This is a genomic window from Brucella grignonensis (genome assembly GCF_002252505.1).
In the GTDB taxonomy this organism is placed as follows: domain Bacteria; phylum Pseudomonadota; class Alphaproteobacteria; order Rhizobiales; family Rhizobiaceae; genus Brucella; species Brucella grignonensis.
The window spans coordinates 684,442-699,995 of sequence record NZ_NNRL01000163.1 but is presented as its reverse complement, the minus strand read 5'-3'; the positions used below and the strand labels follow the sequence as shown (position 1 = coordinate 699,995).

Genomic DNA, 15,554 nt, shown 5'->3' with positions numbered 1-15,554 from the left:
TCCTCAAACGCCGGGATTCTCCTCCAGCAATCCGGTCACAAAATCAAACAGGCCCGGACGGCGGTCACGGCGCAGGCGTTCTGCAATGATGATCCCTTTAATGCCCGCATAGGAACGCTCAAGGTCTTCATTGATAACGATATAGTCGTATTTCACCCATTTCTGGATTTCAAAACGAGCATTCTGCAATCGCGTCTCGATCACGTCCGCCGTATCTTCCGCGCGGCGGTTGAGGCGGTTCTGCAATTCGCGCATGGTGGGCGGCAAAATGAAGATCGACACCACATCGGCCGGCATTTTGGCCTGTAACTGCTCAGCGCCCTGCCAGTCGATGTCGAACAGCATGTCCTGACCGTCAGCCAATGCTTCTTCAGCCGTCTGGCGCAGGGTGCCATAGAAATTGCCGTGCACTTCCGCCCATTCAATCAGCTGGTCGTTGTCGCGCAGCCGTTCAAATTCGCGCTTGGTGATGAAGTGATAATGCACGCCATTGATTTCACTCGGACGGCGTTCGCGCGTCGTAACGGAAATCGACAGCGAAAGCTTCATATCCGGATCGTTGAGCAACTGCCGCGCAATTGTGGATTTTCCTGCACCTGAGGGCGAGGAAATCACCACCATAAGGCCTCTGCGTGCAATGCCATGTTCAACCGAAGAGATGGCCATTTTCCGTTACTCCAGATTCTGTACCTGTTCGCGAAACTGATCGACGACTGCTTTCAGCTCAAGGCCGATTGCCGTAATTGATGCTGCATTCGATTTCGAACACAATGTATTCGCTTCGCGATTAAATTCCTGTGAAAGAAAATCAAGCTTGCGTCCGATGGGACCGCCATCTGCAAGCAATTTGCGTGCGGATGTGACATGCGTTTCAAGCCGATCCAGCTCTTCCTGAATGTCCGCCTTGGTCGCCAGAAATGCCGCTTCCTGATAAAGTCGCGTCTCGTCGAGGTCACGTCCCGTATCCATCAACAGCGATACCTGTCCTGCCAGACGAGTGCGGATAGCTTCTACGCTGCGCGACGGATCGTTACGCGCGGCCGATGTCAGACGCTCGATAGTATCAACATGCCCGGATAGAATGGCGAAAAGTGACTGACCTTCATGGGTGCGGGCCTCAGAAATTGCCTTGAGCGCCCCTTCAAAAGCTGCAATCACCGCAGCCTCAAGGCCAGCGCGCGCATTGTCATCTTCCGACACCTGTGCCTGATCGATAACACCGCGCAATGAGAGAATGCCGTCAACACTCGCCGGAGCGAGCCCGTGTCTGGCCTGCAATTCTGCGCCAAGCTTCAGCACTTCATCAAGCATCGCCTGATTGATGACAAAGCCAGCCTGGGCTTCTGCGCGCTCCACATTAAGGCTCGCCTGAAAATTGCCGCGCGAAAAGTAGCGTGCCAAAAGCGAACGAACGGCATGCTCAGCACCTTCCAGCCCTTGCGGCAGACGCAGGCGCAAATCCAGCCCCTTGCCATTAACAGAGCGTACTTCCCACACGATGCGCGCTTCATTGTTGGCTGCGCCATACTGCATCGCGTGGCGCGCAAACCCTGTCATGCTCTGGAGCGCCATGCTTACATTCCTTTTTTCGGCATTCACAAAGTGAGAAACCGCCCAATTACTGGGCGGTGTTTTGTTGCTGTAGCTGGCTCTTTTCCTGCTCAACCGCACGCCACTTGCGCACATTGGCATTATGTTCAGCCAAAGTCTTGGCGAAGACGTGACCGCCCGTGCCGTCTGCTACAAAGTAAAGATCTTCGGTGTCGAGCGGGTTTGCCACGGCCTCAAGTGCTGCGCGACCCGGATTGGCAATCGGTGTCGGTGGCAAACCGTTGATGACATAGGTGTTGTATGGCGTTGGCTTTTCGATGTCCGACTTGAAGATTGGACGGTCGGAAGGCTTGCCGGCACCGCCGAACAGACCATAAATGATGGTCGGGTCGGACTGGATACGCATGCCCTTGTTGAGACGGTTCACGAAGACGGACGCCACATGCGGACGTTCCGACGCAATGCCCGTTTCCTTCTCAACGATGGAGGCCAGCGTCACAAACTCGTTCTTATCCTTGACCGGCAGATCAGCGCGGCGCTTTGCCCATGTCTCATCAATCAGCTTCTGCTGCGATGCAATCATGCGATTGATGATTTCCTCGCGCGTTGTGCCACGTGTGAAATTGAGCGTATCCGTAAACAGCCCACCTTCGGACGGCATGTCCTTTGGCATGTCGCCGACCAGAACAGGATCCGTCGAAATGCGGTCGAATACCTGCTTGACGGTGAGACCTTCAGGAATGGTCAACGGATACATAATCGACTTGCCGCTAATGAGAATTTCCATCACATCGCGCATCGTCGCGCCGGCCGGAATCGCATACTCGCCGGTTTTTAGATCATTCTCATGGCCGTAGGCGCGCATGCCGTAGCGAAAAATACGCGCATCACTGATAATTTCGCGGCCTTCAAGGCTGTTGGAGACCTCCGAAACACCAGCACCGCGTTTGACGAGAAAAGTTGTCTCGGCGGTCAACGGGCCCTTGGAATCAAACTGGAGCTTACCGAAGTAAAACAGAGCAGAAGCGCCCAGCAATACCAGAACGATCAGCGACAACATGAAGTTCATGAAGACAACGATCTGGCTGCGCGCATGGCGCGAGCGCTTGCGCGGCGGCGGTGTACCCGGTTCCGGACGCAGAGCTTCAGAGGCAGATTTCGGTACGAAGGGCTTGCTCGCAGTGGCTTGCTCAGGCGTGACTGCAGCTGGTGCCTGCTGCTCGGCAGGATTGGTTCCGGGTTTTTCTTCTGAACTCACACCATCACCTCGTCCTGAGCCCCCAGCAAAAAGCATACAAATCAAACAAATTCTGTCAGATCACACTAAACGCAATTATCAAGTTTAAACATTGCATCGGGTTATATTTTGGCAAAAACGCGGAGAAATCCCCGCGTTTTTGAATAGATTGGTTTTTAAGCTCATTCGCTTAAGAATAACGACGCAGAACCAGCGAAGCGTTGGTGCCACCGAAGCCGAAAGAATTCGACAGGGCAACGTCGATCTTACGTTCACGCGCTTTGTGCGGCACAAGATCAATCTTGGTTTCAACTGCTGGATTATCGAGGTTCAACGTTGGCGGTGCGATATTGTCGCGGATCGCGAGCGTCGAGAAGATAGCTTCCGCCGCACCGGCTGCACCCAGCAAATGGCCAATCGACGACTTGGTCGAGGACATCGAAACCTTGGAGGCTGCATCACCGATAACACGCTCAACCGCACCCAGTTCGATCGTATCCGCCATGGTCGAAGTACCATGCGCATTGATGTAATCGATCTGGTCAGGCGTGATGTCTGCACGCTTGAGTGCCGCAACCATGCAACGCTCCGCGCCCTCACCGCTCTCGGTCGGAGCCGTGATGTGATAAGCATCGCCCGACAGGCCATAACCCACGACTTCAGCATAAATCTTTGCACCACGTGCAAGAGCATGTTCCAGCTCTTCCAAAACCACAACGCCAGCACCTTCGCCCATAACGAAACCGTCGCGGTCACTGTCATATGGACGCGATGCAGCGGTTGGATCGTCATTGCGCTTGGTGGACAGAGCCTTACAGGCGGCAAAGCCTGCCAGTGAAATGCGGCTGACCGGCGATTCCGTGCCACCGGCAACCATAACGTCTGCATCGCCGAAAGCGATCAGACGGGCAGCGTCGCCAATAGCATGCGTACCGGTTGCGCAGGCAGTTACAACCGAATGGTTTGGACCACGAAGTCCGTGTTTGATCGAAACATGGCCGGAAGCCAGATTGATCAGACGTCCAGGAATGAAGAATGGCGAAATGCGGCGCGGGCCCTTGTCGCGCAGGGTGTAGCCTGCCTCGACGATCCCTTCGATACCACCGATACCCGAACCGATCAAAACGCCGGTACGAACCTGATCTTCATCGCTTGTCGGATGCCAGTTGGCATCATCCAGTGCCTGATCGGCTGCACCAACGGCATAAACGATAAATGGATCAACCTTGCGCTGTTCCTTCGGCTCCATATGGAGGTCAGGGTTGAAGGTGCCATTAGAGCCATCACCAAGGGGGATGCGGCAGGCGATCTGGCAAGCCAGATCATCGACTTCAAATTCCGTGACGCGGCGAGCACCGCTTTCACCGGCAATAAGACGCTTCCAGGTCTCTTCGACACCGCTAGCAAGCGGCGACACCAGACCAAGACCGGTGATGACGACACGCCTCATATCCACCCCTTAAATTTGATAAACTTCGTTGGAGACATCCCGCAGGCGAAGAGTGCCTCATACGGACGATGCTCAATCTTGATTGCCGGCACATTACCGGACTGCAATTTGCAGCAGCCACAACCGGCTATTGGCAATTCATGTCTTCCAGACGGGCTGCGTACAATCGCCGGCCAAAAGACAAGCAGGGCCGGGATTCGAAAGAATCCCAGCCCCGAAAGCTCAGATTAGGCAGAAGCCTTATCGATGAACTTCACAGCGTCGCCGACCGTGAGGATCGTTTCTGCAGCGTCGTCAGGAATTTCAACGCCAAATTCTTCTTCGAAAGCCATGACGAGCTCGACGGTGTCGAGGCTGTCTGCACCAAGATCATCAATGAAGCTCGCGCCTTCGGTGACCTTGTCTGCATCTACACCCAGATGCTCAACAACGATTTTCTTGACGCGCTCTGCGGTATCGCTCATGTCGGAACCTCGACCTGTTGTTAACTTGCTCTGCCTTGGTTAGCGGCATGCATGATTGTAATCAAGTTATAAGATGTCTGCCAAGTTTTGAGTTTACTCACCCTGACAATCACCCTGTGGATATTCCTTGCGGAACAGGAAAACGGCATCTCGCAATCGAAATGCCGAAACTCTCGTCGGGCGCATTACCATGCTTCTTGAGCAAGGCAAAGCGCATTTTGCTTTTCAGAGCCCGACTTTAAGACTTTATATACCGTAAAATGCTGATTCAAGAGCCCTTAAAAGGCTTTTAAATCATAGCCATACCGCCATTGATGTGCAGGGTCTGACCTGTGACGTATGCGGCTTCATCGCTTGCAAGATAAACCACTGCAGCAGCAATATCACCACCCACACCCATGCGCTTCATCGGGATGCTGCCCATGATGGCTTCTTTCTGTTTTTCGTTCAGCTTGTCCGTCATCGCCGATTCGATAAAGCCGGGCGCTACACAGTTGACCGTGACATTACGGCTTGCGATTTCCTGTGCAAGAGACTTCGAGAAACCGATGAGACCTGCTTTGGAAGCGCAATAATTGGCCTGACCCGGATTGCCGGTCACACCAACAATGGATGTGATATTGATGATACGGCCCTTGCGGCGGCGCATCATTGGGTGGGTCAGTTCACGCGTCAGATTGAACACGGATGTCAGATTGACATTGAGAACCGCATCCCAATCTTCGTCGCTCATGCGCACGAAAAGACCGTCGCGGGTGATGCCGGCATTGTTGACGAGAATATCAACGCCGCCCATTTCTTCCTCTGCCTTCTGGCCGAGAGCCTTGACGGCTTCGCGGTCGGACAGGTTGGCCGGGAAGATAAAAGTGCGATCGCCGAGCTCTGCGGCCAGTTCTTTCAGCTTTTCTTCGCGCGTGCCGTGCAGGCCAACGATTGCGCCCTGAGCATGAAGAGCACGCGCAATTGCTTCGCCTAAGCCCCCGGTCGCACCAGTAATAAGAGCCTTGCGGCCCGTCAAATCAAACATCTCGGATCCTCTTAAGCATTAAGGGCAGCGAGCGCTGCAGCTATTTCTTCGGCCGAACCGACAGTTACGCCGGTAACATCCTTGGAGATGCGGCGTGCAAGACCAGTCAGAACTTTGCCTGAACCTACTTCATAAAGAGTCGCGACGCCATTGGCGGCAAACCATTCGATAGTTTCGCGCCAGCGCACCTGCCCTGTCACCTGCTCAACCAGCAGATCGGCAATTTCATTGGCATCCGTCACAGGTGCTGCACGCACGTTGGCAATCAGCGGCACAACCGGATTGTGCTTTTCAACAGATGCAAGCGCTTCACGCATCGCGTCAGCAGCGGGACCCATCAGCGTTGAATGGAAAGGTGCGGAGACAGGCAGCATGATTGCGCGCTTGGCGCCTTTTTCGGACGCAAGTTTCGCCGCCAGCTCGACTGCAGCCTTGGAACCGGAGATCACCAGCTGGCCACCGCCATTATCATTGGCGATCTGAACCGGGCCGGAAGCCTTTGCTTCTGCGCAGATGGCTTCAACATCGCTATGTTCAAGACCGATGATAGCAGCCATTGCGCCTTCACCGACTGGAACCGCCTTCTGCATTGCATTGCCGCGAATACGCAGGAGACGCGCGGTATCTGCCAGAGAGAAAGTTCCTGCCGCGCAAAGTGCCGAATATTCGCCGAGCGAATGACCAGCTACATAGGCAACCTTATCTTTGAGTGAAAAGCCCTGAGCTTCCATGACACGCAACGTTGCAATGGAGACCGCCATAAGTGCTGGCTGCGCATTTGCGGTCAACGTGAGAACGTCTTCTGGACCTTCGAACATCGTGGCAGAGAGTTTCTCGCCCAGTGCCGCGTCCACTTCCTCGAAAACAGCACGCGCCTCGGCGAACTGTTCGGCCAGAGCCTTGCCCATGCCTACTGCCTGGCTACCCTGTCCGGGAAAGGTGAATGCTACTGCCATGAATGCCTCACTTGATCTGACAATTTTGCGCGATGTGCCCCAGCATGGGTTGAAAAGTCAAGTATTTGTCGGTTTTTCGAGGTTATGCGACTTGCAAACCCGGGGAAAAACACGTATTAGCCGCCCGTTCGTTGCTGGCATTAGCTGGGGGCTGAACGGAGGAGCATGTCTTCTTCACTGTTAAAAGTGAGATTGCATGTGGAAGTCTTAAGTGCTTCTGCCTCCCGTGTCTCCGCTCTCGATTGTCTTGACCCAGCGTCCTTTCTTCTCCGGTTTTCCGGTAAAAGAGAAGTCGCAGAGGCTTAGCCGTTAGTGCCAGCATGATGTAACAGAAGAAAGGCAAAGCCAATGGCTCTTTATGAACATGTGCTTCTTGCCCGCCAGGACATTTCCCAGCAGCAGGTCGACGCTCTCGTCGAACAGTACAAGGGTGTCCTCGAAGCTAATGGCGGCAAGGTCGGTAAGGTAGAAAACTGGGGTCTTCGTCCCCTCACCTACCGTATCAAGAAGAATCGCAAGGCGTATTACACGCTCGTAAACATTGACGCTCCGGCAGCTGCCGTTGCTGAAATGGAACGCCAGATGCGCATCAACGAAGACGTTCTGCGCTTCCTCACCGTTCGCGTTGAAGAACACGAAGAAGGCCAGTCGACTATGCTTTCGCGCCGCGACGATCGTCGTGAACGCGATGGTGACGACCGCGGCCCACGCCGCCCACGTGAAGGCGGTTTCGACCGTGGTGATCGCGGCGACCGCGGTGATCGTGGCCCACGTCGTCCACGCGACAACGAAGCTGGCGAAGGAGCATAATTATGGTTGATATCAATCAGATCCCAACCCGTCGTCCTTTCCATCGTCGTCGTAAGACGTGCCCGTTCTCCGGCGCAAACGCACCGAAGATCGACTACAAGGACATCAAGCTCCTGCAGCGTTACATTTCCGAACGCGGCAAGATCGTTCCTTCCCGTATTACGGCTGTCAGCCAGAAGAAGCAGCGTGAACTCGCCAAGGCGATCAAGCGCGCTCGTTTCCTCGGCCTGCTTCCATACGTTGTGAAGTAATATCTGAGTTAAGACTTTTCGTAAGGCGACAGCTTATGCCGCCTTACGATATCCCCGGATGCGATGGGCGCGACCGGAGCACTCAAAATCCCAAGTTGGGGTGAACGCGACTTTGTCCGCACCTCTAACTGCAAAACCGGAATAGCCGGAGCAGGACAGCGCGTTTATGAAATTCAATGGAACCATCATTGGTGTCGGCATATTGGCGGGGCTTGCCTCGGCATTGATGTCGTCCGGCGTCATTGCCCAGTCGGGAATGGCCGTGGTTCTTTATTTCCTGACACCGCTACCTATTTTTGTTGCCGCTCTTGGCTGGGGTTCGAGCGCAGGGCTTGTTGCCGCCGCCGCCGCCACCATTGCGGTCGGCATTTTTGCAGCTCCTATGGCCGCATTGCTCATGGCGCTCACCAGTTACGTGCCTGCTGCAATCGGTGCTTATCTGTCAGGTCTTGCCCGCCCGGCCTCCGAACTCGGTGGCCCCGAGGGCATCATGGTCTGGTATCCGCTTTCGGATATCGTCTTCCGTCTGGCATTGATGGTTGCTGCAAGTTTTATCATCATCGGTTTCATTCTGGGCTTCGGGCCAGATATGGCGCGAGAACTCGCAAACACGCTGATTAACCGCCTTGCCGAAGCCGACCCGCAATTCACCGCAAGCGATGAAATGCGTCAGAGTGTCAGTGCGCTTCTGATGGTAGCACTGCCAGCAATCCAGCCCGCGACTTGCCTCGCCATTCTGGTCGGCAATCTCTATCTGGCTCTACGCCTGACAGCCCTTTCAGGCCGTCTGCGCCGTCCGCGTGATGACTGGCCAGCGACAATGCGTATGCCGCGCCCGGCGCTTCTGGTTTTTGCGGTCGCACTCGCGGTTGCATTTTTGCCGGGCGCCGCAGGTCTCATTGCTACCGTCGTGGTGGGCGCGCTGAGTTTCGGCTTCATGATCGCCGGCCTTGCGACTTTTCATCAGCGTACCCGTGGCAAGCCATGGCGTCCCGTCGCCCTTTGGCTGACTTACGTTGCGATCATCCTCTTCGCATTCCTGCTTTTCGTCTTCATGGTTTTTGGTCTTTTCGATACGTCGCGTGGCGCGCCAATCTCGAAAATTCCAGAAGCCGACAACCAGTAAATCCATATTTAAATCTCGAAAGGAAACTCAAATGGACGTTATTCTTCTGGAACGCATCGCCCGCCTCGGTCAGATGGGCGACACTGTAAAGGTCAAGGACGGCTTTGCCCGTAACTTCCTTCTGCCGCAGGGCAAGGCTCTTCGTGCCAACGAAGCCAACCGCAAGAAATTCGAAGGCCAGCGCGCACAGCTCGAAGCTCAGAACCTCGAGCGCAAGAACGAAGCTGAAGCAGTTGCAACCAAGCTCAATGGCGAATCGTTCATCGTTGTTCGTTCCGCTGGTGAAACCGGTCAGCTGTACGGTTCGGTTTCGACCCGCGACATCGCTGAAATCATCACTGCAAATGGCTTCAACCTGCACCGCAACCAGGTTGAACTGAAGCAGCCGATCAAGACAATTGGCGTACATGACATCGTCATCACGCTGCATCCTGAAGTGACTGTTACGGTTTCCGTAAACATCGCGCGTTCGACTGAAGAAGCCGAACGTCAGGCAAAGGGTGAAGACCTGACCTCGATCGAAGCCATCTACGGCATCGAAGAAGCACCGCTTGCTGAAGAAATCTTCGACGAAGACGAAGAAGGCGAAGACCAGGCTTAATCTGCCCGCTCTTTCCTCCAGGGAAGCAATGCTCTTCAGCGATGTTTCCAATGGTGGTAAACTTTATATGATCATGCCCAGCGGTCCCCGTCGGGCATTTTCTCTTTTCAGATCAGAAATTTTGCCTATTCTCTTCATTGGTATTGGATTGGAGAGGGTGCAGACGGAAACGTCCGCGTTTGCTCAGGCGAATAGCCAGAGGCCAGCCAAAGACAGACTGACCAAGGGAAATTGCCTGGAAATCTGATGACAGAGCGGCGACAGAGCGCTGTTCGATGTAGTTGAACAAACGGCGCTCTAATTTTTGTTTTAACGTGCATCTGATCCGAAAACGCTTCGCACTTTCGGGATGTACTTTGATCCAGACAACGAGCCGCCTGCCATGCAACCGCATGGATGTTCGCACTTGCTCTAATCTCAACAAGGAGATGGGGCCAATGTATGGAATGCTGCGTACTGTTCTTTCGCATATGATCAAAGTCGGCGACCTGACGGTTACCGACTCTGATGGGGCTGCTAATCAGTATGGAGACAAGACCGGTGAACCGGTTCATATGCGTTTTAACACACGCCATGCCGAGCGTGCCGTTGCATTCGACCCGGAATTGAAGCTTGCGGAATGCTTCATGGATGGCGAAATCGATTTTCTCAATGGCGATATTTATACGCTGCTCAAGATTGTCTTTGAAAACACCGGGCCGACAGCGGCCACTGAACCTTGGATGAAAGCTGCGGGAAAATTCCGTGTGCTGTTCCGCCGCTTCCAGCAGATGAATAACCTGGCTCGGTCGTCGAGCAACGTCAAAAGCCATTACGATCTTTCGGGCGCGCTATATGATCTGTTTCTCGATCCCGACAAACAATATTCCTGCGCTTATTTTGAAACGCCCAAAGCGACGCTTGCTGAAGCGCAGCTCGCCAAGAAACGTCATATTGCAGCGAAACTTCTCGTTAATGAAGACGACAAGATATTGGATATCGGCTGCGGATGGGGCGGCATGGGGCTCTATCTCGCCCGCTATCTCAAGGCCAATGTAACAGGCGTCACTTTGTCGGAAGAACAGCACGCCATCGCCAATAAACGCGCTGTCGAAGAAGGCCTTGCAGATCGCGCAAAGTTTCAGCTCACTGACTATCGCAATATCGATGATCAGTTCGACCGGCTCGTTTCAGTTGGCATGTTTGAGCATGTGGGTGTTGGGCACTTCGCCGAATATTTCCAGCACGCGGCACGTTTGCTGAAAAAAGACGGCGTTTTTCTGCTTCATGCAATCGGCCGCGCGGACGGCCCCGGCGCCACCAATCCGTTCATCCGCAAACATATTTTCCCCGGCGGCTATATTCCGGCGCTTTCCGAAGTACTGCCACATATCGAAAAAGCCGGACTTTATGTCACCGACATAGAAATCCTACGGCTTCATTATGCGGAAACGCTCAAAGAATGGCGGCTTGCCTTCATGGCCCGGCGCGAGGAAGCCAAGGCACTTTATGACGAGCGCTTCTGTCGCATGTGGGAGTTTTATCTGGCAGCATCGGAAAGTGCTTTCCGCTGGCAGAACATGATGGTCTTCCACATCCAGATTGCCCACAAGCAGGAAGCTGTGCCGCTAACACGCAATTACATCGAGGCGGAAGAAAAGCGATTAAAGCGGCTCGACAGTGCACCCAAAGGGGCCAACAGTGAAACGCAGGCACCGAGCCAGCGTGTAAAGGCGTGAGAAAAATCTGCGCAAAGAGAAAGGGCTGTCTGGATAATTCCGACAGCCCTTTTTCAGTTTAGTTACTGTGCCTTGGGTACGTCCGCTTCCCACTTGTCCCAATGGGTCGCGATTTCATCGACCACTGGAGACCCAACCAGATAGATGTTCCTGACCGTTTCAGCAAAACCGCCAGCAGTTTCGCCCGGCGCTGGATCAAGATGCTGCAACGTTGTTTCATTCGGGTTACCCTGATCGAAATTTACCGCACCGCGCAGACTGAGAATGCGGTCTGTGCCGAACTGACGCTTGATGACGAGCGTGATCGAAGCCGCTTCCATTTCCGTGATCAGATAGTCGTCAGCGCCATAGAGCTTTGCGATATACTGCGCTTCCTTCGACAGGCCGGGACCATGGAAGAAAGTGTCGCCCGTCATATGGGTGCCCTCTTTCAAGGACGGTGCGGCCTGTGCAGCCTTATCCGGGTAACGCATCCGGTAGGCTTGTGCTTCTTTCGAATCCTCAAGCTTCACGTCTTTGCCAAGGCGCATCGCGGCCGCAACCAGATCAGGATTAAGCTTGAAGACGCGATAATCCTCATAGCCTTTACGTGGCATAAATACCGGCTCACCGGCCTTGCCTTCCTCTGGCATCCAACGATGTCCGAGATCATAATCAACAAGCCAAGTCGCCCAGCTCACATCGCCGATGGTTCCACGCGAAGGCGGCGTACCTGCTACGCCCGACAGAACATAATAACTCTTCGAGAAGTCAAAAGCCGGGTCGAGCAGAATGGCCTGCATACTGGCCGATGAGTTGACTTTACCCATACCAAGAACCGAACCGCAAACGCCATCGTCATTGCAATAGACCGGCTTCAAAGCGCCCTTCACTTCAATAGGCTTGGCGTCTTTCCAATAGCGTTCATACCAGTTCTGAAACTCGCCAGCGCGATCTCCACTATTCTGGCCGATCTCGAACATTGCGGCGATGAAAACCTTGACCTTGATCGGCTCAGACGCCGCCGCGGGAAAAGACAGAAATGACAAAGAGGCGATGGCCGTCAGCCACGCCGATATGAAACGAGAACGCATGAACGAATTCCTCTGAAGCTTGTTTCGGGTTTCGTAGCAGCCGCCATTCTGCATCACAACGGTCGTCAAGTCCCGGTGCAAAAGTTTAAACCGCAAACTGTGGATGCCTGTGAATCATGGTATAGCTTATCACTCCCGGCAGGAATCACCTTGAGGCTGCGTTGCGTTTGGCTTCACTTCAGGTCTAGCTGGGAAGATCAGAGACAGGACCAGAGAATCATGGCGGAAGCGGCGGTACGCAAACTTGATGATGCGCGCGAGCAAAAAGATGCGCTTTATCGTGAAGCACCCCACAATATTGAAGCGGAACAGGCACTCCTCGGTGCTATTCTGATCAACAACGACGCTTTTTACCGGGTTTCGGACTTCCTGAAGCCAACCCATTTCTTCGAGCCTTTGCATCGTCGTATCTACGAAATTTCCACAGATCTTATCCGGGTCGGCAAGATGGCCAATCCGGTCACCATGAAGACCTTCCTGCCCAATGAAGGCAAGATCGGTGATCTGACTGTATTCCAGTATGTTGCGCGCCTTGCGACAGAAGCTGTCACCATCATCAATGCCGAAGATTATGGCCGCGCGATCTATGATCTTGCGACGCGACGCGCACTCATCGGCATTGGCGAAGACATGGTCAATGTCGCCTATGATGCGCCAGTCGACAACGCGCCGCAGGAACAGATCGAAGACGCCGAGCGTCGTCTGTTTGAGCTTGCTGAAACCGGGCGTTATGACGGTGGCTTTCAGGCATTCAAAGACGCGGTCACAACCGCCGTCGACATGGCAAACGCCGCTTTCATGCGCGATGGTCATCTGTCGGGTGTTTCCACCGGCATTCATACGCTCGATGGCAAGATGGGCGGCTTGCAGCCTTCCGACTTGATCATCCTCGCCGGTCGTCCGGGTATGGGTAAGACTTCGCTTGCCACCAACATCGCTTTCAACATCGCCAATGCTTATGAAGCCGAACAGCAGGCTGATGGCACGATGAAAGCCAAGAATGGTGGTGTTGTTGGCTTCTTCTCGCTCGAAATGTCGGCGGAGCAGCTCGCAACACGTATCATTTCCGAGCAGACGGAAGTCTCCTCCTCAAAAATCCGTCGTGGTGACATCACCGAGACCGACTTCGAAAAGCTCGTTGCTTGCTCGCAGGTGATGCAGAAAATCCCGCTCTATATCGACCAGACGGGTGGTATCTCGATTGCACAGCTTGCAGCGCGTGCGCGCCGCTTGAAGCGCCAGCGCGGTCTTGACGTACTCGTCATCGACTACGTTCAGCTGATGACCGGCTCGTCCAAGGCTTCGGCACAGAACCGTGTGCAGGAAATCACAGAAATCACCACTGGCTTGAAGGCGCTTGGCAAGGAACTCAATGTTCCGATCATTGCGCTATCACAGCTCTCCCGTCAGGTGGAAAGCCGTGAAGACAAACGCCCGCAGCTCTCCGATCTTCGTGAATCGGGTTCGATCGAGCAGGACGCCGACGTGGTGCTGTTCGTTTTCCGCGAAGAATATTACGTCAAGAACCTCGAACCGCGCGACGAATTCGATCCTAAATACGAAGAATGGAAACAGCACTTCGAAAAAGTGCGCGGCACTGCCGACGTGATCGTTGCCAAGCAGCGTCACGGACCAACCGGCACCGTCAAGCTTGCTTTCCAGGCCGAGTTTACGCGATTTGCAGATCTGGCCGAGGGGTCTTATATCCCGGAGCAGTATGAATAAAATCACGATCACGACGGAGCGTGCCTGATGGCCAAGGCACGCGTTCAGTTCATTTGCCAGAATTGCGGCGCGGTTCACACCCGCTGGGCGGGTAAGTGCGACTCCTGCGGCGAGTGGAACACGCTTGTCGAAGAAGGCACCAATAGCGGTATCGGCTCCGGTCCCGGCTCCATGCTTTCCAAACGCAAGGGTCGGGCTGTTACTTTGACTTCACTTTCAGGCGAAATCGAAGACGCACCACGCATCATCTCCGGTATCAGCGAACTCGACCGTGTTACAGGCGGCGGGTTCGTGCGTGGTTCCGCAGTCTTGATCGGTGGCGATCCGGGTATCGGCAAATCGACACTGTTGACGCAAGCAGCTGCAGCTCTTTCCAATCGCGGTCACCGCATCGTCTATGTATCGGGCGAAGAAGCAGTTGCACAGATACGTCTGCGCGCGCAAAGACTTGGCGTGGCATCCAGCGCAGTCGAGCTTGCCGCTGAAACCAATGTCGAAGATATTCTTGCCACCGTTTCCGACGGCAAGCGGCCCGATCTGGTCATTATCGATTCCATCCAGACGCTGTGGACCGACATGGCAGACTCTGCCCCCGGAACAGTTACACAGGTGCGATCCTCTGCGCAGGCGATGATCCGCTATGCCAAGCAGACGGGTGCGGCGGTCGTTCTCGTTGGTCACGTGACCAAGGAGGGCCAGATTGCCGGGCCACGCGTTGTCGAACACATGGTCGATGGCGTTCTCTATTTTGAGGGCGAAGGCGGGCATCAGTACCGAATCTTGCGCACCGTCAAAAACCGTTTCGGCCCAACCGATGAAATCGGTGTGTTTGAAATGTCAGATGGCGGCTTGCGGGAAGTTTCGAACCCTTCCGAACTTTTCCTCGGCGAGCGTAATGCAAAATCGCCGGGCGCAGCCGTTTTTGCCGGAATGGAGGGCACGCGCCCGGTTCTGGTTGAAATACAGGCACTTGTGTCCCCCTCCTCGCTCGGCACACCGCGCCGCGCCGTTGTGGGCTGGGACGGAAGCCGTCTTGCCATGATTTTGGCCGTGCTCGAATCACATTGCGGCGTGCGTTTTGGCCAACACGATGTCTATCTCAATGTCGCTGGCGGCTATCGTATCAGCGAGCCTGCTGCCGATATTGCAGTGGCTGCGGCGCTTGTTTCGTCCATTGCCGGTATTGCCCTCCCGCCAGATAGTGTTTATTTCGGCGAAATCAGCCTTTCTGGCGCTGTTCGTGCGGTATCACATGCAGTACAGAGGCTGAAGGAAGCAGAAAAACTCGGCTTCCGACAAGCAGTTGTGCCCGGCGGAAGTAGCGAGCTTTGGAAAGATCGCAACTTCGGGCTTATGGAAACGACCGCGTTACCTGATCTTGTTGTACGCATTGCGGCATCGGGTCCGGGCAAGAAATAACCCCCATCTGCAAACATCAGGTTGCAGATCATTGAATTTAATGGGATTTAACGGCGGAAGATTTCGTCAACTTTCCAATGTTATGCTCCCGCAAGTTTGACTGCCCCGCAGGTGCTCGAATGCAAAAAGCCACGCTGCGTATAAAT

The 15,554-nt window shown here is 54.4% G+C and carries 15 protein-coding genes; 7 read left to right on the top strand and 8 right to left on the bottom strand.

Annotated elements, in window-relative coordinates; translation table 11 throughout:
* Positions 1-3: 3 nt before the first annotated feature.
* The 7 genes from gmk to fabD form a co-directional block, all read right to left on the bottom strand.
* On the bottom strand, positions 4-666 hold the full coding sequence (gene gmk, locus CEV33_RS17175; RefSeq protein ID WP_094541601.1) for a guanylate kinase: 663 nt from the start codon (positions 664-666) through the stop codon (positions 4-6).
* A 6-nt stretch (positions 667-672) separates the two neighbouring features.
* Entirely contained in the window at positions 673-1,572 is a 900-nt protein-coding gene (locus CEV33_RS17170; protein WP_094541600.1) for a YicC/YloC family endoribonuclease, read from the bottom strand.
* A 46-nt stretch (positions 1,573-1,618) separates the two neighbouring features.
* Positions 1,619-2,809, bottom strand: a complete 1,191-nt coding sequence (gene mltG, locus CEV33_RS17165; RefSeq protein WP_094541764.1) for an endolytic transglycosylase MltG — start codon at positions 2,807-2,809, stop codon at positions 1,619-1,621.
* Positions 2,810-2,978: 169 nt separating this feature from the next.
* Positions 2,979-4,238, bottom strand: coding sequence for a beta-ketoacyl-ACP synthase II (fabF, locus tag CEV33_RS17160; protein ID WP_094541599.1), 1,260 nt, complete (start codon positions 4,236-4,238; stop codon positions 2,979-2,981).
* 227 nt (positions 4,239-4,465) lie between these two features.
* Positions 4,466-4,702 (bottom strand): acyl carrier protein, encoded by a 237-nt coding sequence (locus CEV33_RS17155; protein ID WP_002963616.1) that lies wholly within the window; start codon positions 4,700-4,702, stop codon positions 4,466-4,468.
* Between the two features lie 289 nt (positions 4,703-4,991).
* Positions 4,992-5,729, bottom strand: coding sequence for a 3-oxoacyl-[acyl-carrier-protein] reductase (fabG, locus tag CEV33_RS17145; protein WP_024896183.1), 738 nt, complete (start codon positions 5,727-5,729; stop codon positions 4,992-4,994).
* A gap of 11 nt (positions 5,730-5,740) precedes the next feature.
* The gene (gene fabD, locus CEV33_RS17140) at positions 5,741-6,685 is read right to left on the bottom strand and encodes an ACP S-malonyltransferase (protein ID WP_094541597.1); all 945 of its coding nucleotides are present in this window, start codon (positions 6,683-6,685) and stop codon (positions 5,741-5,743) included.
* A gap of 348 nt (positions 6,686-7,033) precedes the next feature.
* On the opposite strand from fabD, the gene rpsF reads away from it, so the two are divergent.
* The 5 genes from rpsF to CEV33_RS17105 all read left to right on the top strand — a co-directional run bounded on the left by rpsF (position 7,034) and on the right by CEV33_RS17105 (position 11,191).
* The gene (gene rpsF, locus CEV33_RS17130; RefSeq protein WP_094541596.1) at positions 7,034-7,495 is read left to right on the top strand and encodes a 30S ribosomal protein S6; all 462 of its coding nucleotides are present in this window, start codon (positions 7,034-7,036) and stop codon (positions 7,493-7,495) included.
* 2 nt (positions 7,496-7,497) lie between these two features.
* Complete coding sequence (rpsR, locus tag CEV33_RS17125; protein ID WP_006466219.1) at positions 7,498-7,746, top strand: 30S ribosomal protein S18; 249 nt, start codon at positions 7,498-7,500, stop codon at positions 7,744-7,746.
* A gap of 166 nt (positions 7,747-7,912) precedes the next feature.
* A complete protein-coding gene (locus CEV33_RS17120) occupies positions 7,913-8,872 on the top strand; it encodes a DUF2232 domain-containing protein (protein WP_094541595.1) in 960 nt (319 codons plus the stop codon).
* A gap of 31 nt (positions 8,873-8,903) precedes the next feature.
* Complete coding sequence (rplI, locus tag CEV33_RS17115; RefSeq protein ID WP_094541594.1) at positions 8,904-9,473, top strand: 50S ribosomal protein L9; 570 nt, start codon at positions 8,904-8,906, stop codon at positions 9,471-9,473.
* Between the two features lie 437 nt (positions 9,474-9,910).
* Positions 9,911-11,191 carry an SAM-dependent methyltransferase gene (locus tag CEV33_RS17105; RefSeq protein WP_094541592.1) on the top strand — a complete coding sequence of 427 codons (1,281 nt, stop codon included), beginning with the start codon at positions 9,911-9,913 and terminating at the stop codon, positions 11,189-11,191.
* A gap of 62 nt (positions 11,192-11,253) precedes the next feature.
* Here CEV33_RS17105 and CEV33_RS17100 read toward each other — a convergent pair whose 3' ends face one another.
* Positions 11,254-12,264 (bottom strand): purine-nucleoside phosphorylase, encoded by a 1,011-nt coding sequence (locus tag CEV33_RS17100; protein WP_094541763.1) that lies wholly within the window; start codon positions 12,262-12,264, stop codon positions 11,254-11,256.
* Between the two features lie 219 nt (positions 12,265-12,483).
* Between CEV33_RS17100 and CEV33_RS17095 the strand changes: the two genes are divergently transcribed.
* Together CEV33_RS17095 and radA are read left to right on the top strand one after the other, a co-directional pair.
* Complete coding sequence (locus tag CEV33_RS17095; protein WP_024896175.1) at positions 12,484-13,989, top strand: replicative DNA helicase; 1,506 nt, start codon at positions 12,484-12,486, stop codon at positions 13,987-13,989.
* Positions 13,990-14,016: 27 nt separating this feature from the next.
* Positions 14,017-15,408 (top strand): DNA repair protein RadA, encoded by a 1,392-nt coding sequence (gene radA, locus CEV33_RS17090; protein WP_094541591.1) that lies wholly within the window; start codon positions 14,017-14,019, stop codon positions 15,406-15,408.
* The last annotated feature ends 146 nt before the right edge of the window (positions 15,409-15,554 follow it).